The sequence below is a fragment of the Candidatus Methylobacter oryzae genome, from assembly GCF_003994235.2.
Taxonomy (GTDB): Bacteria; Pseudomonadota; Gammaproteobacteria; order Methylococcales; family Methylomonadaceae; genus Methylobacter_A; species Methylobacter_A oryzae.
The window spans coordinates 1-23,335 of the sequence record NZ_RYFG02000081.1; the positions used below are offsets into that span (position 1 = coordinate 1).

General features: G+C 50.1%; 15 protein-coding genes. 11 read left to right on the top strand and 4 right to left on the bottom strand.

The annotated features are described in order from the left end of the window. Positions 1 to 74: 74 nt before the first annotated feature. Entirely contained in the window at positions 75 to 740 is a 666-nt protein-coding gene (locus EKO24_RS08550) for a hypothetical protein (RefSeq protein WP_127030805.1), read from the bottom strand. 372 nt (positions 741 to 1,112) lie between these two features. Then, positions 1,113 to 3,503, bottom strand: coding sequence for a Lon protease family protein (locus EKO24_RS08555; RefSeq protein WP_143733204.1), 2,391 nt, complete (start codon positions 3,501 to 3,503; stop codon positions 1,113 to 1,115). Positions 3,504 to 4,224: 721 nt separating this feature from the next. On the opposite strand from EKO24_RS08555, the gene EKO24_RS08560 reads away from it, so the two are divergent. The 7 genes from EKO24_RS08560 (at position 4,225) to EKO24_RS08590 (ending at position 14,890) form a co-directional block, all read left to right on the top strand. Beyond that, the gene (locus tag EKO24_RS08560) at positions 4,225 to 6,090 is read left to right on the top strand and encodes a flavin monoamine oxidase family protein (RefSeq protein ID WP_127030328.1); all 1,866 of its coding nucleotides are present in this window, start codon (positions 4,225 to 4,227) and stop codon (positions 6,088 to 6,090) included. A gap of 31 nt (positions 6,091 to 6,121) precedes the next feature. Beyond that, positions 6,122 to 8,089 (top strand): lipoxygenase family protein, encoded by a 1,968-nt coding sequence (locus EKO24_RS08565; RefSeq protein WP_161990588.1) that lies wholly within the window; start codon positions 6,122 to 6,124, stop codon positions 8,087 to 8,089. 31 nt (positions 8,090 to 8,120) lie between these two features. Further along, positions 8,121 to 10,136: a thiamine pyrophosphate-binding protein gene (locus EKO24_RS08570; RefSeq protein ID WP_127030326.1), complete on the top strand. Its 2,016-nt coding sequence runs from the start codon at positions 8,121 to 8,123 to the stop codon at positions 10,134 to 10,136. Between the two features lie 211 nt (positions 10,137 to 10,347). Further along, positions 10,348 to 12,150 (top strand): M61 family metallopeptidase, encoded by a 1,803-nt coding sequence (locus EKO24_RS08575; RefSeq protein WP_127030325.1) that lies wholly within the window; start codon positions 10,348 to 10,350, stop codon positions 12,148 to 12,150. A gap of 65 nt (positions 12,151 to 12,215) precedes the next feature. Continuing rightward, positions 12,216 to 13,868, top strand: a complete 1,653-nt coding sequence (locus tag EKO24_RS08580; RefSeq protein ID WP_127030324.1) for an L-serine ammonia-lyase, iron-sulfur-dependent, subunit alpha — start codon at positions 12,216 to 12,218, stop codon at positions 13,866 to 13,868. A gap of 146 nt (positions 13,869 to 14,014) precedes the next feature. Further along, on the top strand, positions 14,015 to 14,362 hold the full coding sequence (locus EKO24_RS08585) for an aminotransferase class I/II-fold pyridoxal phosphate-dependent enzyme (RefSeq protein WP_127030323.1): 348 nt from the start codon (positions 14,015 to 14,017) through the stop codon (positions 14,360 to 14,362). A gap of 45 nt (positions 14,363 to 14,407) precedes the next feature. Beyond that, positions 14,408 to 14,890 carry a hypothetical protein gene (locus tag EKO24_RS08590; protein ID WP_127030322.1) on the top strand — a complete coding sequence of 161 codons (483 nt, stop codon included), beginning with the start codon at positions 14,408 to 14,410 and terminating at the stop codon, positions 14,888 to 14,890. Between the two features lie 40 nt (positions 14,891 to 14,930). Here the strand turns inward: EKO24_RS08590 and EKO24_RS08595 are convergent, their stop codons facing one another. Then, entirely contained in the window at positions 14,931 to 15,233 is a 303-nt protein-coding gene (locus tag EKO24_RS08595) for a BON domain-containing protein (RefSeq protein ID WP_127030321.1), read from the bottom strand. A gap of 215 nt (positions 15,234 to 15,448) precedes the next feature. After that, positions 15,449 to 16,993: a CHAD domain-containing protein gene (locus tag EKO24_RS08600; RefSeq protein WP_162853343.1), complete on the bottom strand. Its 1,545-nt coding sequence runs from the start codon at positions 16,991 to 16,993 to the stop codon at positions 15,449 to 15,451. Between the two features lie 271 nt (positions 16,994 to 17,264). Between EKO24_RS08600 and EKO24_RS08605 the strand changes: the two genes are divergently transcribed. The 4 genes from EKO24_RS08605 (at position 17,265) to pstB (ending at position 23,333) form a co-directional block, all read left to right on the top strand. Next, positions 17,265 to 18,248, top strand: a complete 984-nt coding sequence (locus tag EKO24_RS08605) for a PstS family phosphate ABC transporter substrate-binding protein (RefSeq protein WP_162853344.1) — start codon at positions 17,265 to 17,267, stop codon at positions 18,246 to 18,248. Between the two features lie 328 nt (positions 18,249 to 18,576). Further along, a complete protein-coding gene (locus tag EKO24_RS08610) occupies positions 18,577 to 20,844 on the top strand; it encodes an ABC transporter permease subunit (protein WP_127030331.1) in 2,268 nt (755 codons plus the stop codon). Then, on the top strand, positions 20,841 to 22,496 hold the full coding sequence (pstA, locus tag EKO24_RS08615; RefSeq protein WP_127030318.1) for a phosphate ABC transporter permease PstA: 1,656 nt from the start codon (positions 20,841 to 20,843) through the stop codon (positions 22,494 to 22,496). The genes EKO24_RS08610 and pstA overlap by 4 nt, the downstream gene beginning before the upstream one ends. A 3-nt stretch (positions 22,497 to 22,499) precedes the next feature. Continuing rightward, positions 22,500 to 23,333 (top strand): phosphate ABC transporter ATP-binding protein PstB, encoded by an 834-nt coding sequence (gene pstB / locus EKO24_RS08620; RefSeq protein WP_127030317.1) that lies wholly within the window; start codon positions 22,500 to 22,502, stop codon positions 23,331 to 23,333. The last annotated feature ends 2 nt before the right edge of the window (positions 23,334 to 23,335 follow it).

Genomic DNA, 23,335 nt, shown 5'->3' on the forward strand with positions numbered 1-23,335 from the left:
TGAGGTTATCGCCACGTTCATCACCGGCTTTATGCCGGGCAAAGACCAGCTCAATCCACAATATTAACCAGCGGTCAATGCGTAACTTCTACATCAGCTTCTTCCTCAGCCTGTTTTAGACTATGTGGTGATTTACTGCTCTTAAATTTTTCATTAAAAAATCGCCATCGTGGCTTAAATGTATAGAGCTGTGAAGAAGCATGGTTCAGCAAGAGATGCGCGACTTCATGACCCAAAACCCAATTAGCCATCATTAAGCGATTCCCACGATTCATATTTTCAGACAGATCAGAGAAGACTTTTGATGACAGAGTATCGCGCTCAAAATCCTCTGGCTTTAAATCAGCCTTTGTCAGTACTTCATTAAAAAAATCACTATCGCAAATTATGGATTGTGATTCGCCAATATAGGCGCAGTTACAAACTAGCTGAGGAATATCATTTTCAAGAGCAGCTCTCTTGACCATGTAAACATTTACAGAGTTAGCTTCTACTGGAGCATTGAAATTAACCATTCCAGAATAACGAGTGTTTTCTACTGCGTTAGAAACAACAGAGTCAACAAGATCATAATGTTCATTTGAAATTGCACCTTCGGTAATCCATTTTTCCACCAAGATTGGAAGGGGCTTTGCCAAGAAAATACTGGTGAAAAAAATAATAAGGGTGGCAAATATTCCTGATACTAGCAAAATCAGGAATCGATATCGGAAGACAAAACTTTGATGATTATCTGGCATGTTAATTTGTAGCAATTTCGCCTTAATTCAAGTTACTCATCATATTGTGCAGCGAGTGAATTCCCCCTAAATTGAAGGCTCCAGTCGCTGAACGTAAAGGTAAGGTGCGTGCCGCGCCGCACTTAAAGCCAGACCACGCCTAACTAATATTAGACATCCTAATAGACGCAAAACATTGCGTCATTTGTTTATCTAATACCTCATAAAGAATTGAAAATACTTATATTTTCATTTAGTTGCATTCATTCAGTGCATCCTAAAACAAATCCAGATAGCCTCATATAAAAGCGCGGATAATTTACGCATAAATACTTACAACGGGAAAGATAGTAATCTTTAACGCTAGACACCGCAATCTTTTAGAGCTTACGCTTAACCCCCCTCCTCCTTATCATCCTCATCCGCCGCCATATCCGAAATCTCCTTCAACCGCGAAATCGCCTTGCAATTAATACTGCCTTCCGGATAAAACCCGTCGCTATCTAACACGCCAGCAGCTTCCCCAGTCAATAATTCCAGCGTTTCATCGACGCAGCACACCGCATAAATCGCAAATTTGCCGGCCGCGACCGCATCGATCACTTCCTGTTTCAACATCAAATTGCGCTTGTTGGCGGCCGGAATAATCGCGGCATGCTCGCCATTGAGGCCGCGCGCCTGGCACAAGCGGAAGAATCCTTCTATTTTTTCGTTAACGCCGCCGACCGCCTGCACTTCACCGTACTGGTTGACCGAACCGGTCACCGCAAAAGTCTGTTTAATCGGCGTCCGGGTCAGTGCGGAAATCAGGCAGCAAAGCTCGGCCAGCGAGGCGCTGTCGCCGTCGATATAACCGTAAGATTGCTCAATCGCGATGCTGGCCGATATTGCAAAAGGAAATTGCTGGGCATAAGTTTGCCCCAGATAACCGGTCAGGATCATCACGCCTTTGGAGTGGATGGCCTGCCCCAGCTCCGACTCCCGCTCCACATCGACAATCCCCCTGGAACCGGGATAAACGCTGGCGGTAATTCGCACCGGCGCGCCAAAGCTGCTACCGCCGACTTCCAGCACGGTCAGGCCGTTGACTTTGCCTATCGCTTCGCCTTCGGTATCGATCAGTATCGTGCCGACCAGCATTTCTTCGAGGATGTTCTCGGGTATTCTGCCGTTACGATGATCTCTTGCGGCCAAGGCTTGTTCGATATGCAAGCGGTCGCAAACCGGCTGGCTGCCGCTCTTACAGAACAGGTTGGCTTCGGCGATGATTTCCAGCGAATCTTTAACGCGGGCCGAAAAATGATGCTGGTTTTCGGCAATCCGGCAACTGTGCTCGATCAGGCATTCTATCGCCGCTTGCGTTAGCGGCTTGGCGCCGGAATCGGCGGCATGTTTGATCATCAGATGTATGAAACGTTGCGTCGATTCGTCGTTGCGCAGGATGTAATCGTCAAAATCGGCCAGGATTTTGAACATTTCGTTAAACTCGTCGTCCAGTTCTTCAAGCATGTAGTACACCTCCCTGGAGCCGACCAAAATCACTTTAACGTTTAGCGGGATGACTTCGGGCTTCAGCGTCATCGTGCTGATGCCCAAATCGGAATAAGGCGATTCTATCTCGATCAGCCCGGATTGCAGCGCGCGCTTCAGACCTTCCCAAACGAACGGGTTAGTCAGCAGTTTCTCGGCATCGAGAACCAAATAACCGCCATTGGCCCTATGCAATGAACCGGCGCAAATCCGGCGATAATTGGTAACCAATGTGCCTTGATCGTTGACGTATTCAATGCGCCCGAACAGGTTTTGGTAAATCGGGTGCGATTCGCAAATCACCGGCGCGCCACTTTCCTGTTTGTTGTCGACCAGGATATTCGGTGCGTACAGCTCGGTCAGCAGTTGCCGTTTTGCGGTGTTGTCTTGCGGCTCCGGCGTCCGACTCGGCATCAGGTAGTCGGCAATGGTGTTGCAGAGGTTCTTTTTAATTTCCGCTAAATAGGTGATCACGTCATCGATGTTTTGATAGCTATCGTTCAGCTCCGAAAACAACGGCTCTATCGCCAGACTGATCGTGTCATTATCCAGTTGCTTGATTTTCTCGACCATTTCCCTGCGCCACTGCGGCAGTTCCAGCAGCACGTCGCTAAGGTATTCTTCGAGTTCCGCAACATGCTTGTGGAAAATTTCCCGCTCCGGCTGCGGCAATTGGGTAAATTGATCGTCGTTCAGAGGCTTATTGTCTTTGATAGGCGAGAAAGAAATCGTTTCGTTCTCCCGGAACAACGCGGTATTCAACGACTGGGCCTTTTTATCGACCAAGTCGATGGCGCTGTTGTAAAGCTGGTTATAGTGACGTTCGATAGCGCCCTTTTTTTGCTGGTAGGTGGGGCTTTCAAATGCGGCCGGGAAAGTCGCCAGCAGGTTATCGATCAATTTTTCAATATCCTTGCTGAGCGCCTGCCCATATTCCGCAGGCAACTCCACGGCTACAGGTTCTCTCGAATTATCGAAATTATCGACATAAGCATAGGATGGCGGCGCCGGCAGCGTTTTTGCCTGGGCATCCAGGTAATTGGTAATCATCGACAAGCGGCCCAAGCCCGGCTCGCCCATCACAAAAATATTGTAGCCGGGGTTGTTCATCGCAACGCCAAACTCCAGCGCCGACTGGGCCCTGGATTGCCCCAGAATCGTGTCGGGCAATTTAGGTGCGGTTGGAAACTCAAAGCCCGACAAATCGACATGCAGTTTAAGTGATTCAACGGGAAGCTTTAAGGAATTAGACATGGTTTGGAAGAGTTCTCGAATTGCACAAAAGCGGCAATTCTACCATTCTTTATTATATTGTCCGATTTTCACCAGGCATCTTTACCTAAATAATCAACATGATGCCAATCTTCATAGGGTTAAATAATAATCATAACCCTGAAATAGGGTAGCCATGCGAGCTGTCGGACTGTCACCAGAAGAATTCCAGTACCTTGCGAGAAGTTATTGACTTACCTTGGCGAACAAAAAGCCCCATCACTCCCCTGATAAAACAGGGAAAGAAAGACTCCAAACTGATCTTGGGAGACCGCTTGTTATTGACACTTTATTGTCTGCGCCATTTATCCAATCCTAATCATTTAATCGCGCCCCCGGTTAAAGCTGAGTTGAGCGGCTTGTCCGCTCAAATCCTACTTATGCCCTTTGGGTATAACTTGCGTTATCACGATATTTAGGAAAGATGTCTACCGAAACGGCAGTTGAGGGCATGGAGGGATTCGACAATGATCTAAAAAGCGGTTTTTCATTCGCCCATAACTTTCGAAGTGACGCAAATAATTAAGGCATAGTTTGCGCGTTAGCCAAAGACTTACAAAAGTTTCAGCCTAGGCCGACATACTTTGTTTTTTAAAGCTGTTCTAATGCAGGCCGCGTAATGGAGCGGTCTATAAATCAAACTGAGTAGCCGTCATTACCACACCGCTGAACTAATAACTCTTATAGCTAAGGAATCAATTTTATGACCACACCCAATAACCGGCAGACGGCGCAAGAGACCGGAAAAGCCCGGCTCAGTGCCTTACGTAGCAACTTATACCAGGCTTTAGACAGCCATTTAATCGAACAGCAGGCTAAAAGAGAGGCTGCCAAAAACGTTCCTCCCCGCGCTTTCGCCGAACCACGCCGCAAAGAAGAATTGAATGTCGGCATTGTCGGCGGAGGCATGGCCGGTATGTATGCGGCCCTGTTATTGGATGAGCTTGGCATCAAGCACCATATTTTCGAGGCTTCCGGCGAACGCGTCGGCGGCCGGGTGTTGACGCATTATTTCAACAATTTGCCGCATCAATATGCCGAACTGGGCGCGATGCGCTTTCCCCATAACGAATTACAGAGCCGGTTGTTCTCTTTCTGGGACTATCTTAATGCTACAGCGCCGACGACTCCGGGCGCGAAAGAAATCAAAAAGATCCCTTATATCCTCTACGATGCGACCAAGCGCATTAACGGCGGTAATTTACTGTGTTACAACAAACAACGGCCGGTAACGCGCAACGAATCCAGTGCCGATAATGCGCTATTGGGATTCGATCAATTCTTCATCGGCCCGGAATGGGATTATTTCAAAGACGAAGAGCATCGCTTGAAGCCGGCGCAAACCCTGTTGGACGCAGCTTTGAACCCATTTACCACTTTGTTGCAGGAGGAAGGCATAGACCGGGCCTGGAGCGAATTGCTCAAGTACAACAGTTATTCCGGGCGTTCTTACCTGGAACAGATCGGCGATGGCGTCAAGCCTTATCCGGTGCGGATTGTCGACTACATGGAAACGGCGCTGAGTTATACCGGCATGTACGGTTTGTCGTTTCTCGAACTGGTGCTGGACACTTACAGCTTCGACGATACCGATACTTGGTCGGCTATGGATGGCGGCACCGACCGCATTACCCAGGAGATGGCCAAGCGCATACCCAAAGAGCGCATCACCATGGGCGCGGAGGTGTTTCGCCTGACTGAGGAGGCCGACAAGGCAAGTATCCATTACCGCTCCGGTTCGGGCTCTTTGAACGCCAGCGCAAGTTTCGACCGGGTGATCGTCACGCTTCCGTTCAACGTCTTGCGCGACCTGGATACGCCGCACGCTTGGTCGGCCGGTAAATACGAAGCGGTGCGCATGCTGAAAATGACCAATGCGGTGAAAATCGCCCTCGGTTTCCGCAGCCGTTTTTGGGAACGTCCGGGCCCCTATAGTTTGGGTATGCAAGGAGGCCAAAGCAATACCGATTTGCCGGTACGTAGCGTGGTTTATCCATCGTTCGGTATCGGACAACCGGGACCGGCCTACCTTCTGGGCAGCTATTGCTGGGAAAACGATGCCGATAAATTCTCGCACCTGAACCAGGAACAAATGTTCGAACTGGCGTTGCGCGATGTGGCGCATTTGCATGGCGACGTCGTGTATCAGGAATACTTGGGTCATGGCGCCTCGGTGGCATGGAACCAGGAAGCGTTGTCCGGCGGCGGCTTCGCCTTTTTCGGCCCCGGCCAATTCGGGCAAAAATTCCTCGACGGCCGCGAACCGGAAGGCCGGTTCAACTTCGCCGGAGAGCATTTGGACATCGTCCATTACTGGATTGCCGGCGCGTATAACTCAGCGTTGCGTACCGTTTGGGAAATCCTGATCCTGGAAGGACTCGATACTCCGGAAAACCTGAGCATTATGTTCAAGGCTTTGGGCGGAGGCAAAATCATGCCGTCAATGATTCCTTACTTCGGCAAGCGTCCGACCGAAGAGGTGTGGCAACTCATCAACGCATGCTCGGCCGCTTCGCATTCGACCTGCTGTAACGGCAGTCACGCTCATACTTCGGCGCATGCCGCCTAACATAAAACCACCTTTATCAGGAGTTAATATCATGACTACAGCACCAAAATTGGCCGCCATAAAACAATATATGCGCCACTTAACTACGCCGTCGAATAGCCCCCGGCTAATAGCCGCGGAACCCCTGGCGACAGGCCAAACGGCGGAACTGACTACTTATATTTACCAATTCAACGCGTCCGATCTGGCTTATTCCACCAGCCAATATCCGGTTTCCGGCAATTTTAGCGGCACCACATCGCCTTGGTTCAACAACATAGAAACAATACCCGCGACCTGGCAATGGACTACAGCCGACAGCGCTGCCGCAACCGCACGTAGCGCGCAGGTAACCAGCGAGAATGCCTACATCCAGCAAAACGTACCCGGACAAACCTATTCGGGGACGGCCAGCGCACAAATACAGCAGCGTTATACGCTGGGTATGTGGGATAACACCGTCTTCAGCCAAAGCCAGGTTAATACCCTGACCGAAAATTGGGTTAACGACGATGCCGAATTCGCGCGCCAACGTCTCGGCGGCGCCAATCCCGATGTGATAGCGAAATATAGCGGCAACAATGCCGATCTGGCGGCATGGGTGGATGGCAGTACCGGTTCCTACAATAACAGCGCACTGGTTACCGCCCTGCAAGCCGCCAATACTGCCGGCACCTTGTTCGTCTGCGATTACACTCCCGCCCTGGGCAAGGTAAAAACCAACCAGTTTGTGCAAAACGGCTTTTATTTCAGCGTTCCCGTCGCGTTTTTCAGCGTCGTGGGCCAGACCTTAATGCCGCTGGCGATTCAGGTCGATTCAAGCAACAAGGGCTATATCTTTACGCCACAGGACGACGCCAACTCCTGGTTGCTGGCCAAATTATGGGTCGCCAGCGCCGACGCCCAGTGGTGGTACAGCGGCACCCACTTGTTCAACACCCACAGCATTGCCATGATCTTCTCGACCTCCGCGCTTAACCTGATCGAGCAAGGGCTGCTCGCTCAAGAGCACCCGATCATGGTGTTGACGTACCCGCATATCCAAAAAGTTTTCAATATAAACAACGCGGTCTACAACGTCGCTGCGACCAGCTCGATCGATTACGGCATTTACCAGACAGGTTCGTTCTGCGATCAGTTCCTGCCCACCGGCCGCATCGGAATTTACCAAATCATCAACGACTTGTACCAAAACTACAACTTCGACGACATGGCTTTCGACCGGATCCTGGCAACCCGCAAGGTAGACAGCGGCAATTTGCCGGTCTCGTTTCCGTATCGGGACGACGGCCAAATCTGGTGGCAAGCGATTCAAAACTTCGTCGGTAATGTGGTCGATGCCACCTATAGCGACGACGCTGCGGTGGCCGCCGACACCCAACTCAATACCTGGATGAACATGACGCAGGGCGCATTCAACCATGACGGCGTTAATCGTTATACCTGGACGGCGAGCAAAAGCTATCTCAAACAGGCCATGACCAACTTGTTTTTCCTGGCTTCGGTTCAGCATACGGCAGTCAACGACAGCATGTTGCAAAGCTGGGGCTTTGTGCCCAACGGCGCTTTCGCAATGACTTCAGCGCCACCGGTTAAAGCCGGCGTCACCGATGCCGAGTTGCTCGCCGCCCTGCCAGATCCGCAAGTCAAAGCAAGCGACGGTTACGCATGGCCGATCCAAAACCAAATCAACTTTGTCATGAACGGTACCGCCCAGGTCAGCGACATTGCGGCCGGAGACGGTACGACTGCCAGTGTTTACGCTATCTATCCCTACGACCAAACCAGCCAACCCAAGCAATACCAAGCCGTGACGGATTTTTATAACGCCTTGTGGACGGGCAGCAGCTCAGTCAAGGAACAAATCACCGGCAACCAGAACAAGCGCATCGCCGACTTCCAAAAAAGCTACGCCAACGCGACAACTGTGCCCTACAGCGTTTCTTATTACTATTTGAGTGTGGCAACGCAAACCGGCATGGATCTCAATGCGCCGGTAATGAACTGCATCCAGATTTGACCTGTTCCCTGAATAAGCAAGGAAAAATGACATGTTAAAAAGCTATTTGCTCCCCCACAAACTGCATCAGCGGGAATTTCGTCCTAACCAGGACTTGCTCAAAACGGCCGTTGCTACTGGTGCGGAAACCGTTTCCAGTTATCTAAATAAGCGCTTGGCCGAAATCGGCTGCAAATACGTATTGGCGATTCCCGGCGACTATATCGCTCCCTGGGTTGAAACGTTGGACGATCCGGCTATCAATGCCGGTTTGATTCGGGTGCATCCCAACAACGAAATGGTGGGCACTTATGCCGCCGATGGTTACGGCCGCGCCGTCAACGGTGAAACCGTAGGCTGCGTCGCCTTCACCTACGGCGTCGGCGCCATCAATGCGGCGCAGGCAGTGGCCGGTGCTTACGTGGAAAGCGTGCCTCTGGTGCTGGTTAACGGTACGCCGTCGCAAGCGCAGTTTAATTCGCAACGCGATCAAGGCGTGCTCTGGCATCATATGTTCGACGGCTCCGATACCGATTTGCGTATTTTCCAGCAGCTCACCGCCATGGCGGTGAGCTTGGACAACCCGGCTTACGCCCCAGACCTGATCGACGCCGCGCTGACCACCTGTATTACCGAAAGCAGGCCGGTCTATATAGAAATCGCTGTCGGCGTAGAAGAATTTCCCTGTCAAGCGGTATCGGAACGGCAAGCGCTAAAGCCCTCGCCGCTTCCGCAAAACGCACTCGATTTGCAGAATGCCGTAAAGATGACCATGGCGGCGCTGGTAAATGCGAAAAAACTGGTTGTTATCGGCGGCGTGGAAATCGCGCGTTACCAGCTACAAGATCGATTTATCGAATTGCTGAAAACCCTGCAAGCGCCATACCTGTCCGATCTGCTGGGCAAGAGCATACTCAGCGAATATCTTACCGACGTAAAATTTTCCGGTGTTTACAACGGGCGCAACTCCCAGGCCAACGTGCAGAAGCTGGTAAGAGAGGCTGACATTATTCTGATGTTGGGCGTGCGGGAAACGGATTTTAATTTTTCCGGTATAGCATCGGCCGATTACAATCCGACTAACGATCCGGACATAGCGCCTGGCTTGCCTTTGCCTTTGGTTGGCCAGATCGAGGCGCGCTTGGGCGCCGTGTTGGTCAACACCTACGCCAGCCCGGATACGGAAGGCGAGCTGTATTGGGGGGACATCCAGTTGGGACTTTTCATCGATGCCCTGACCCAAGCAGTCAAAGCCCTGCCCGGAGGGCAATTGCCGAATGTAGCGACTTTTCCGACGCTCAACGGCAGCCCGTGGGACATTCCGGAACCCAGCACCTATCAACCCTCGGCCCAGATTACCTGGGACAGCTTCAAATCGCAGCTGCATTACAACTATCTCACAACGTTCAGCGACGAAACGGCTCCGATACTGTTGGCCGATACCGGTCTGACTTTTTACTCCCTCAATAACGTCAAAGTGCCGCAAAACGGTTATATCGCGCAGTTGGCTTGGGGCGCAATCGGGTATTCGCCCGGCGCGGTAGGCGGCGTCAAACTGGCGTTACAAGCCAAGGGCATTAATCGCCGGGTCATCAGCGTGTCCGGCGACGGCGCTTTCGCTGAAAGTGTTAACGCACTCGGCACGCTTGCCGAGTTAGGCCAGGATTGCGTGGTTTTCGTCATGGCTAACGGCGTTTTCGCAATTGAACAGTTTTTGATTAATGCCGACGCATTTTGTCCGGAAACAACCGTTAAATTCAAGGCCCTAACCCAGGTAGCCCAGACCTCGTTGTGGGATTGGAAAAAGCTGGCGGAAGGTTTCGGCGGCGTCGGTTACGAAGTCACCACCAATGAGGAACTGGAAGCGGTGTTGAATACGCTGAAACAAGGCTCCCCGCAACCGGCCCGGCCGCATGGCCCTTGCTCCGGAGCTATCGGCACGAACTGTTGCGAGTTCGATGACGGAGGCAGTCCCGCCCCCAGTCCATCGACTTTTACTTTAGTGGCGGTACGTAATGTTTGCAAAGACCTGCCCAGCAATACCCGGTGGAAAATGAACGGATGTTAAGCGCCGGTCCGTCCGGTACCGTTAAGCTCGGAGTTTAACGCTGTCGCGCCGGTCCGGCAGGGATGCCGCGGCGCGACAGCGGTTCATATTGCCGCTCAAGCAAAATGCCCGCAAGCCATCGTGACCTTGTGCCGGCGAACGCAATCCGGTGTTCAAGGCATTGAACCGGTACCGAAACAATAAAACCATCAAAATTTAACAGGAGGTGACTATGTCATACGCAACATCTTCTTCGGTCACTTATTTTGTGCGCGTCTTACCTGACAAGCACGAGTTGGAAATCGAAATGATCTTAACCGGCGCCATCGCTATGGGGCGGATTCGCCTGGAAACTCCCACTTGGGCGCCGGGCGATTATTCTTTCGCGCCGTATGCGCGCGACTTATTTGAACTGCAAGCACAACAGCTCGATACCCATCAATCGCTGACGGTTACCCGCGACGGTTGGCAGGCTTTTTTCATTGAGCAAGGCAATGGCGCCGTATCCGTCAAATACACAGCCTATGCTTACGCAACAGAATTCGGCGAACCTTCGGGCATATTGGACAATGAGTACGCGGTGCTGCTCGGCACCCGCTACCTGTATACACCGGCACATTTGGGCGCCTGTCGAGTCAGCTACGCGCTGCCGGACACTTGGAAAAAAATTCACCATCCGGCAGGAGCCAAACGGATTGACGAGACGACCTGGGAATATCCCAGCTATGAAATCTTGCTGGATACGCCAGTAGTCATGGGACATTTCAATCTGTACAGCCGGACAGTTCACGGTACCGAGTTCTACCACGTATTTGTCGATCAAGGCGTAGGTTTTGCTGCGGAAGTAGAAAGTTTCGTCGAAAAATTAGCCCGGATCGCCGAGGTGTTTTATACGATTTTCGGTTCGTTTCCGTTCGAAAACTATACTTTCGTACTTACGCTTAATCCGGCGGCAGACTGGGGCCTGGAACACTTGACCAGCACCATGTGCGGTTTGGGGCCGGACGTGTTTACCGTCGAAGACGAGACCGCGCATGGCGTGCGCGTATGCGCACATGAATTGTTCCACGCCTGGAACGTGCGCAGGCTGCGGCCGTCGCCGCTCAAGAAGTTGGAAGAACAGCTGGCCGTCGGCAGTTTCACGGAAGGCTTGTGGGTGGCGGAAGGCTTTACCCGTTACTACGAGTTCCTGGCCTGTACGCGAGTGGGGGTCTACAGCGTGGAACAATTCTTCAGCAGCGTAATCGGCTATTACCAGCATTTGACGGTGCAGCCCGCTTACGAGCGCGTCAGCGGCGTCGACTCCTCGCTGGCGACTTATTTAAATCACAGCAAGTATTCCGGGCGCGTCAACAACTCCATCGATTATTACGATAAAGGTATGTTGATCGCTTTCGAAGCGGACTCGGTACTGCGCATAGAGGTCCCGGATTACTCTCTGGATAGGGCGTTTGCGGAATTTTACCGCGCCTATGTCGACGGAGGCCCGGAATATACCGGCTATACCACGCATGACGTCATCCAGTTCTTCGAAAAAATCCACCATGGCTTGGGAGAAATGCTGGCAGCCGGTGCGAAACATCCTGCCGGTTTGTCCGTACCCGTTCAATTGGAACGGCTGGGGTTCCGCCTGAACCGACAAGAAGAACTGTATTTGGGGCTGGTCTTCAAAGACGATCTAGGCCCTACGATTTACAACGTGGTCGATACCAGCCCTGCCGGGCAAAGCGGCATTGCTCCGGAAGATATATTGACCGGCGTAAACGGCTATGCTTTCAGCTCCCAGTCCCTGCAATGGGCGGCTACGCATTCCGCAGCAGTGACGCTGCAAGTTTTACGCGGCCATCGCATACTAAGTTTCAGTGTTACGCCGGCTAAACGGCAGAAAATCCAAACCCTCGTTTGGGAAGGCGACAAAGCTCAGGCTGAACGCATCGCAACTTGGTTAGGCCGGAAAGACTTCAATCCCGACAAGGGGCAAATTTTCAAGCTCGATTTTTACGAGAACTTCCACGGAATCGAGACGGTACTCTAATGCTGCCGGCTGAGGCTCGGAAAGCGTTTAAGCGCAACTTATCTATATAACATCAGGAAAAAATTATGAGTACACAAGACTTCATCAAATTCAGCGTATGCGACATTCTCAAAAAAGGCATCGGGTCGTCCAGCTCCCATACGTTGGCGCCGTGGCGTTCCGCGCAGGCTTGTTACAACACGTTAATAACCGGCGGCTGGCTGCAAGACCTAACCGCGGTCACGGTTACGCTGTATGGTTCGCTGGCCTTCGTCGGCCGCGGGCATTACACCACGGTGGCAATACCGCTGGGTTTGTTGGGAGAGGATGTGATGACCTTCGACATCAGTACCGGCCTTGAAGCCGCGTTGGGCATCGCTTCCGTGACCGACATCGGCAGTCTCGACAGCTTGACCTACAGCGGCGGACAGACTGTCAGCTACGGACTTATTTTCAACACCCTGCAAGATACCGATCAGGAAAAAATGGTATTCGCATTTACTTACAAGAGCGGTACTGCGAGCGAGGGCCGGCCGGACGTGTTGACTTATTACTCTTATGGCGGCGGCTCATACGGCACGTCGCCGACGCTGCAACCGTCGTACAGCAACCTGAATGCGTTGCCTTATATGTACGACAGCGCCGAACAGTTGATGAGCCTGCTGGATAAAAAACACCTCGATACCGGGACAATTAGCGAGGCCACATTCCTTAATGAAATTGCCTATGCGGAATACCGGAAAAAATACCCGGACCCGACCATGGCTGGTTTGCCGACCGATGAGCCCGGTATTATCAGTTATCTTAAGGGCATTGCCGTACAAATGGGGCAGTTGATTTATGACGGCTGCACTTATGACGATAACGATGACTGCTACAAAATCATGTACGCCCAGCCCAGGGCAAAAAAACTGTATAACGACCTGATAGGACAGGATGCCGGCGTTCAGGATTGGCAAGCGTTTTTCGAGCGGGTCTATCAGAAAAGCCGTGACTTCAGCTTCGACCAAATTATCGAATTGGTCAGCATCTTTGCCTTGGCGGTTTCCGAGCAAAACTCCGCGTTAAAACATGTGGTAACGGCGCCGACCAACGGATCGTGCGGAACTGTGCCCGCCGTTTTGTATTACTACGTGATATTCCATGCGAGCGAGGAGGAGCGGACTTGGTTGTACGGCGATAGTTCCGGGATCGGCTTGAACGATATTCTGCGCTTCCTGTTGACGGCCAGTACCGTGGGCGGCATCGTCAAGAACAACGCCAATATTTCCGGCGGTGTAGGCGGCTGCCAGGCCGAGGTCGGCACTTCCGCGGCCATGGCCGCCGGCGGCTTGGCCGACGTATTGGGAGATTTAAGTCCGGTTATTGCCCTCAATGCCGCGGAAGCCGCCTTGGAGGATCAGTTGGGCTCTACCTGCGATCCTATCGGCGGCTTGGTGGAAATACCCTGCATCGACAGAAACCTGGCGGCCTCAGTGACGGCCATTACGCTAAGCCGGGAAATGACCCAACTCGGAGCTAGTTACATCTCGACGGTTCCGTTCGATAAAGCCGTGGAAGCGATGGAAGACATCTCCATGGACATGAGCGACAAATATAAAGAAACCTCTACCGGCGGCTTGGCTCTGGTGATGCAAGAAGATGTGGAACAAAAACGGCCTGACCTGTTTCCGCCAACGCCTTTGCTCAAGGCAGAGAGAGCGAAGCAAAAAATATCCATTTTCCGTACTACCTGTTAAGTTCAAAACAATGAAACAGTCCAAGCTACTCAACATAAACTGTCGAAAATCATCGATGTTGAGTTGAGGCTCACTGCTTACCGGCAAAACTGGGCTGAATTCTTGACACTGCTTGGGGCGGCAGCCCGATACGGTAAGAAAACGATATTTACGCGGTAAGCGGAGTTTCCTCGGCGTTGGAGCGCCTCGCTTTTTGCCTTGGCGGCAAAAGCGAAACCGTCATTGCTCCTGCTCCTCTGTGCTATGGATTTAGCTGGTGCTTTACCCGGCGGCCTGAGATGAAATTCGCGCCAGTTCATCCGACCGCCGCCGGGATCGAAAACTTCCAACTGACGCTGGAGGCCGTGCAAAGAGTTTATAAGGCTATAGACCCCAAGCCTCGGTTTCCGGTGTCGACCAATCCTAACAATCCATTGGGCGGTAATTATCCGCAACAACTGCTCGAAGAAATCTACGAATGGGGGCTTGAGTATACCGATATGCACATCATTTAGGATGAGATCTATTTTCTTTCCCAGCCAGGCGGGGGCGTCCCTTTCGTGCCCGCATTCAATCTGGATGCAGTGAAAAACGCCAACTGCGAGAATCAACGCCGGGCTCATGTGGTTATCCATACAATCAGCCGCAGTTTCACTGTCATTTTATTGTCTTGTAACTGTCATATAAATTTAACCGAGCTGTTGCATAATCAACACTTAACCAAACAAAAAGGTGTTCTGATGATTATCGATTGGGTTGCCGCAAAAGTGCAGTATTTTTTACCGGGACAAAATGCCGGTCTCGACGAGCTTAGCACTTTCTTTGACTTTGCATTAAGCCCTGAAATGACGGATTTGTTGTATGCGCAAAATGACGGCCGCATGGATGCAAAAGGTGCGAGGCCATGGCTGGAAGGGATAGAATCGAAGCTGGACCAACGATCAATGGCAACACAGGAAGCAGTTGCCGAGGAGGAGCAAGCGGATCAACCCGCTAACATCCCCCCATTTTCACTAGATGAGTATGAGCAGGCGTTAACCTGATGCAGATCATCCACATCCTTGTGGACTAGCAGCCGCGTAATTACTTCACAATTAAGCTGTTGTTAACCGATTTAACGCCTTTAACCGTTCTTGCCAGTTCCACCGCCCTGGCGGCGGCAGGCGCGGAATCTACAAACCCGCTTAGCTGCACGACGCCCTTAAACGTTTCAACATTGATTTGTAACAGCTTAAGCCGCGAATCGCCCAATATCGAAGCCTTGACCTTGGTTGTCAGGACAGAATCATCCAGATATTCTCCGGTGCTCTCGGATGTCGTGCCTCCTGCACAGCCGGCAATCAACATTGCCAATAAAAAACCTATTATCAACTTGATCTTGCTCATACTGTCTAACCTTTATAGTTTAATTTTGGCGTAAATTTAAATTCGAATACTGCTGCATGCATTGTTATCGGCACAACCGCTCCATGTATTGTTTTATACGTTGAAGCCGTTATTTGCTCATCGTAGCGCAAGTCTTGATCTATCAATGCCGGAACAATTGCGCTTACAAATAATACAATAATTTCAGGCAGATGTATCCCACACTTAATGTAAACTTAATGTAATAAACTATGCGTTTTGGATGAAGCGAACAGCGACTTAAAAGCCGCCCGGTTCCGTTCCTGCTTAAAATCTTCAAATCTTGATGCGAAGTCTTTGCGGGCACGCCATTTACGGACATCGAGATCCTGGACCAGTACTCCCATAGCGAGAAAAGTATTGGCATGCGTGCCAAGCGCCATCATTTCTTCACTGAATAATTTCAGATTTTGCTCTTGCACGGCATAGTCCTGAAAGTCTCCCAGAACTTCTTGAAGCTCTTTCAGATTTTTAATCAGACTCTTTATTTCCTGCTCAGGATAGAGACTTTGGAAAAATTCCATTAAGTAGCGCAGCTTTTTGCAGGATTTTCTGAGATCGTGTAATGCCTCGCTCGGCGATAAATCCGTTATTGCCTCACCTTCATTTAGCACCCGCGTAAAAATCTTCGATATTCTCCGGTCTGCCAGTTCCTTAATCGTCAAACCGGCATTTTGCTCCAGCGGTCTTTTGCACGATGGCTCTTTAAGATACTGCTCCCATTCGGCCAGAATAGACAAATACTTGGCGGACTGCAGTCTTTTTGCCAGCTCCTTCTGGACTTTTTGTTGTTTAGCGAGCAAGAAATCATAAAGAGGATTCAAATCTTCTCTAATTGACTCGGGCAAACTGCTTTTGTAATGCTCAAAATTCAACAGATAAACATCCAAGTCCCGCGTCGGCCCGGTGACCTGTCCCAACCAAGAGAAAAAATCGGCATAGTATGCGCCGGTATTAGCGGGCAATATGCCCTTGATCTGACTGAGCCCCGCGCGAGTTCTTCTGACGGCCACTCTAAAGTCGTGCAGAAATTCGCTGTCGGTATTGGCAATAGTACCCTGTTCGTTGACTTTGATGGTTTTTAGCAAGTGGCTATAGATATATTTAGCGGCAATATCGGCACGCATCCCAGGATCTAAATTGATGTTCAACTTTGAGGAATAATCTTTAGGCCTGCGCCCTTCAACTTGCAAAGCCGTTAGCAGCAGCGACTTATCGACGACGGTTTTTAAACCCATTGTTGTAGTCAATACCTCAACAATCTGCTCAGCAGCTTTGTCGTAGCCTCTTATCGGCTGCAGCAAGACGCGGCTGTTGAATTGGACGTATTCCTCGATGAATAGCCGAAGTATCGTTTTCTGATCTTTATTGATGATGTTTAAATGATAAATTTCGCAGTCCAGCGTGCAAACCGGCAATAAGGCGCGCATGTCCAATAGCGGCGTCAAAACGTCGCGTATTTTTCCGGGCTCGAATTCTTTAGCGAATAAAGGAATTTTCTTAAGCGCTGAGTCAGCAATTATCTGATCGTCTTCAATGGATTTAAATATGCAGGATGAGCCCGATTTCGTTTGATTTAACTCGCAGCTGATAGCGTTTGAGTATAGGCGCCAGTCAAAGCTGTCGTAATAGATTTTGTGGGAAGACTGTCTGGAAACTAGCTGTGTAACCGCCTCATGACCTAATTTGACGATAAAATTTTCAACCGTTAAATCCGCGGGAAATTCAAATTGTAAGGACATATTAATTAACTAGGGAGTGAGTTGTAAGCCCCAAGCGTAACAGTCGAGTGTTAATATTTAATGACACTTGGATATGAACGGTCCGGCAAAAGCAGATCCTTGTAAACAGCTATTTTCTGCTTATACCCCAAGGGCATAAGTAGGGTTTGAACAGACAAGCCGCTCAACTTAGCTTTATGGATCAAGCATAACAAAAATAATCACCTTGTAATATTGTTGTCATATTCTCTTTACATAATAGTCTTACTTTAAATTATTTTGAGAGTTCATGATGAGACTATCTTTTAAAACTAAATCGCTGATTGCGGCAATGGGTTTTGGTATTACAGCATTAACCAGCAATGTTGCAAACGCAGTACAGTCAGTTGATGCGGGTATTCCCGAGTACCAAAAAGCTAGCGGCGTTTCCGGCAACTTATCCAGCGTCGGCTCAGATACATTAGCCAACCTGATGACATTATGGGCTGAAGAATTCAACCGCGTCTATCCAAACGTCAATATTCAAATTCAAGCAGCCGGTTCTTCTACAGCGCCCCCTGCGCTGACTGAAGGCACGTCAAATCTGGGCCCGATGAGCCGCGAAATGAAAGATGACGAACTTGAAGCTTTCGAAGATAAATACGGCTACAAACCAACCGCTATTCCAGTCGCGGTGGATGCGCTGGCTGTTCTTGTGAACAAGGACAACCCAGTCAAGGGTTTGACAATGGAACAAGTCGATGCGATTTTCTCTTCTACAAACAAATGCGGCGGCGAAAAGAGCATTGAGACATGGGGCGACGCCGGTGTTTCAGCTTGGGGCACCAAAAGCATTCAGTTATACGGACGTAACTCGGTTTCCGGTACTTACGGCTATTTCAAAGAACACGCTTTATGCAAAGGCGACTTCAAAAACAACGTAAACGAACAGCCTGGTTCTGCGTCTGTTGTTCAATCGGTCACGTCATCGGTTAACGGTATCGGTTACTCCGGCATGGGCTATACAACATCAGGCGTTAAGATGGTGCCGTTGGCTAAAAAAGGCAGCAAAACTTTTGTTGAAGCTGCGCCTGAAAATGCAGTTAACGGTACATATCCTTTAACTCGCTACTTGTATATTTACGTCAACAAGAAACCGAATCAACCGCTGGCACCGTTAGATAATGAATTTATCAAAATGGTATTGTCTAAAACCGGTCAACAAGTGGTTATAAAAGACGGCTATATCCCTCTGCCGGCAAAAGTTGTTGATAAAGTACTGGCTACACTTAAATAAGAAATTTAAGGATTGTAGTTACTGTCGCGCAAGGATGCGTAAACAGGGATGTTAATTTAATGTGTTGTTATCTTCCCCCTCAGAAAGTAAACGCACAACGGACAAAAAATGCGGCCGAGATTTGCTTCGTGAATCTTGGCCGTTTTTTTTGGTTTTTTTGCTATATCATAGCTTTATTTAATTTCTAGTCCCTTGTATGTCAGAAATAAACACAACATCCATCCCCCCCACCTCTTCGATCGCCATGGATGGCGGGAATGCCGCAAGCAATACGACGGCAAGGACGCTGGAAGTAGAGCAACGCAGGGAGCAGTTGCCGGAAGAACCTATGCAGCCGATAAAAACCAAGTCCGGTGAATACCATCAGCGCTGGCGGCTGATAAAAGATGCCCTGGCCCGCTACGGCGTAGTAGCCGGCGGCTTAGGTGTGATTGTCGCGATCGTGCTGATTTTCTTTTATTTACTGTATGTAGTTTATCCGCTGTTCATATCGGCGACTTCAGAAGCAGTCAGCGAATATGCTGTACCGGAGCAGACGCTAGGCAATACACTGCTGCTGGAGATGGAAGAGCAAAATGAAATGGGCGCCCGCTTTACCGACAGCGGCCAAGTGGCATTTTTTGAGACCGCGACCGGTAAGACGGTATCGACGCAAGCCGTAGCCATACCCGAAGGGACGCATATCACCAGCTTTGCCCAGGGCAGTCCTATCAATGAAGGCGCAGTCATCTATGGCTTATCCGATGGACGGGCAATCATTGTTAAACATCAATATAAAGTCACTTACCCAAATAATAAGCGGGTGATTACGCCGTCGCTTAAATATCCATTAGGCGAACAACCTTTGGTATTGGACGATTCCGGCGCCGCTTTGGAAAAAATTGCGGTTAAAGTCGGCGAAAGCGCGACAACGATAGTTGCAAAGACGGCGAATACGCCTGAAGGTCCGGGTAAAATCCGCTTAATCAATTTCCAAAAGGAACAATCGTTATTTGCCGACGAGGCCGCCTTAACCCGTACGGATTCTGTTATAGAGCAGTCGGAAGCGGGTGTTGCCGATATTTTAATCGATAAGGACGAGTCCAATCTGTACCTGGTAAGCAATGACGGGCAGTTGGGTTTTTTTGATATTAGCGATAAGAGCAGCCCTGCTATCAGGCAGCAACAAAATGTCGTCGGCGCCGGTCAGAAAATAACCAGCGTGGCTTTTTTAAACGGCGATATTTCATTGATGATAGGCGACTCGACAGGCTTGGTATCGCAGTGGAGCATGGTTAAAGACAAGTTGAACCGTCCCGCAATGCAAAAAATCAGGTCGTTTAAAGTATCCGATAAAGCGGTCGTTTCGATCGACGCCGAACAACGGCGCAAAGGCTTTATGACTACTGACGCCGACGGCGTAGTGGGCATTTATCATTCAACGGCTGAAAGACAATTGATTAAGGAACGCGTAAGCGACGCCTTGCCAACCGCAGCGGTGCTGTCGCCAAGAGCGAATGCATTATTGGTGCAGTCGGCAGACGGCAAAATGCATTTCTGGCATATCGATAATGAGCATCCCGAAGTTTCTATCAAATCACTTTGGCAGAAAGTCTGGTATGAAAGCTATCCAAAGCCCGATTATATCTGGCAGTCTTCCTCCGCAAACAGTGACTTCGAGCCTAAATACAGCTTAACTCCGCTGGTCTTCGGCACCCTGAAAGCCGCATTCTACGCAATGCTGGTGGCCATGCCCCTGGCGCTGATGGGAGCGATTTATACGGCTTATTTTATGGCTCCGCGCATGCGCCAGTACATCAAACCTTCCATTGAAATCATGGGCGCATTGCCGACGGTAATTTTGGGCTTTCTTGCCGGACTGTGGTTGGCTCCGTTTATGGAAGAACATCTGTCGGGATTTTTTGCGCTGCTGGTCATCGTTCCTGTCGGCGTCATGCTGTTTGCTTTTGCCTGGCAATTTGTACCTAAAACCATTACTCATAAGCTTTCGGAAGGCTGGGACGCAGCTTTATTAGTCCCTGTCATTTTGTTGAGCGGCTGGATTGCCTTTAAGGTCAGCGTCCCGCTGGAAACGTTTTTATTTCACGGCTCTTTGCGCGACTGGTTTAAGGCTGAGCTGGGCATAGGCTATGACCAGCGCAATGCGTTGGTGGTCGGCGTAGCGATGGGCTTTGCGGTTATTCCGACGATTTTTTCAATCGCCGAGGATGCCATTTTCAGCGTTCCGAAACATTTGACCGTAGGTTCTTTAGCCTTAGGCGCTACGCCTTGGCAGACCATGGCCCGGGTTGTGCTGTTAACCGCGAGTCCGGGCATTTTCTCCGCAATCATGATCGGTTTCGGCCGCGCCGTTGGGGAAACCATGATCGTATTAATGGCTACCGGCAATACGCCTGTGATGGATCTAAGCGTATTCCAGGGCTTGCGTACCTTGGCGGCCAATATTGCTGTAGAAATGCCTGAATCGGAAGTAGACAGTACACATTACCGGGTCTTGTTTTTAGCGGCCCTGGTGTTGTTTATGTTTACCTTTATTTTTAATACGCTGGCTGAAGTCATTCGTCAGCGCCTACGTGAAAAATATAGCTCATTATGATCAGATTATGGTTTAAAAGCGGTGCTCCCTGGGTATGGCTCAATGCGGCGGCAGTCAGTGCCTGCCTTATTATGGTGGTTGGCGTGTTGGGCTTGATTTTAGTACGCGGAGCGGGCCACTTCTGGCCGTCCCAAGTCGTGCAGTTCAGCTATCAGGAAAAAGAAGGAGAAATCCGGACAATTATCGGTGAGCATGTCGACACCAGCATTACGCCGGCCGCAATGGCTAAATCGACCGGTTACGCGATGGCCGATAATGAAGATACTTTGGTGCAATACCTGATTAAAGCCGGCAACCGGGATATTACCGGCACCGATTTTCGCTGGATACTGGAACGCAATATTAAGCAGCAAGAGTTTCCTGACGACTTGATGGTGATAGAGCGCCGGGAATGGGGCAATTTTTACGGCCGTCTGGTTGCCGTCAAGGAAAACGGCCAGACTATCGCTGAAGGCGCGCAAGCTTGGCCTGTTGCTCAGGCCAGATTGGATCAGGCTTTAACTGTTTTTAAGCAAATAGCCTATCTGGAAAAAAAGGAAGTCGGCGCGATCAACTACAGCTTAGAGCAACTCAGACTTGAACAAAAAAGTCTGCAACTGAAAAATCGCTGGGACGCAACTGAGGAACAACGGATAAGCGCTGAAAAAGCCGAATTGGAAGCCGAATATAAAAAATATCAAGCACAATTAAGCGAACTGTATCAGCAAATAAGACGGGACAGCTTGGTTGCAAAGACCGAAAACGGCAGTGAAGTTGAAATTCCGTTGAACAAAGTTGTCAGAATCTTCCAGCCCAATACGATGAGCCTGTTCGATAAAATCGTACATTATGGCGTTAAGGTGATTGAATTCTTAACCGATGAACCGCGTGAGGCCAATACTGAAGGCGGCATTTTCCCGGCTATTTTCGGCACGATCATGATGGTGATGATGATGTCGGTTATCGTCACCCCGTTTGGCGTTATCGCGGCGGTCTATCTGCGGGAATATGCAAAACAAGGCTTTCTTACCCGGCTGATCAGGATTTCAGTCAATAATCTGGCCGGCGTACCTTCGATTGTTTACGGCGTATTCGGCTTAGGCTTTTTCGTTTATATCCTGGGCGGCAACATCGATCAACTGTTCTATCCGGAAGCGGCGCCTGCGCCGGTCTACGGTACGCCGGGACTGCTTTGGGCGTCGATCACGCTGGCTTTGTTGACCTTACCGGTCGTTATTGTGTCAACAGAAGAAGGCTTGGCCCGCGTTCCCAGAGCCATACGCGAAGGCAGTCTGGCATTGGGCGCGACTAAACTGGAAACCCTGTGGTTGACGGTATTGCCGATGGCGAGTCCTGCGATGATGACAGGCTTAATTCTGGCTGTGGCGCGGGCGGCCGGCGAAGTGGCCCCGTTAATGCTGGTAGGCGTCGTCAAACTGGCGCCTACGTTACCGTTGGACGGCAATTACCCATTTTTGCATTTGGACAGGAAATTCATGCATCTAGGATTTCATATCTACGATGTCGGCTTTCAAAGCCCGAACGTTGAGGCGGCGAGACCGTTGGTCTATGCAACATCATTACTGTTGGTACTGGTCATTGTTGGGCTGAATTTATCAGCCATTTTAATCAGGAATCATCTGCGAGAAAAATACAGAGCATTGGAAGGTTAGAAAATGGCAACACAACACGCACGCACACATTCTATCGATGTAAGTTCAATCTTGCGCGATCAGAAGGGAAGTAACGAACCGAATGAAACCTGCATCAAAGTGGAAAACTTAAACTTGTTCTACGGCGAAAAACAGGCTTTGCATAACGTTAGCATGGAAATGCCGAAGAAAAAGGTCACTGCCTATATCGGCCCCAGCGGTTGCGGAAAATCGACATTGCTGCGTTGCATCAACCGGATGAACGACTTGGTCGACAATGTTACCATTGAAGGCAAGATTCTGCTGGATAACGAAAATATCTACGATAAGTCGGTCAATGTGGCCGCTTTACGCCGGCGCGTCGGCATGGTGTTTCAAAAACCCAACCCTTTCCCGAAGTCTATTTTCGAGAACGTCACTTACGGGCTTAGAATTCAGGGCATTAACGACAAACGGATACTGGAGGAAACGGTCGAGAATTCGCTACGCGGCGCAGCGTTGTGGGATGAAGTCAAGGATCGTTTGAACGATAACGCCTTGGGCCTGTCAGGCGGACAACAGCAACGTCTGGTTATTGCCAGGGCAATTGCGATAGAACCGGAAGTGCTGTTGCTGGATGAGCCGGCATCGGCGCTGGACCCTATTTCAACGTTAAAAATCGAAGAGCTGATCAATGAGCTCAAAGACAAATATACGATAGTCATCGTAACGCATAACATGCAGCAAGCCGCCCGGGTTTCCGATTACACTGCGTTTATGTTTATGGGCGAATTGATTGAGATCGGTACAACCAGCGAGTTGTTTACCAATCCCCGAAAAAAACAAACCGAAGATTACATTACCGGTCGCTACGGCTAACC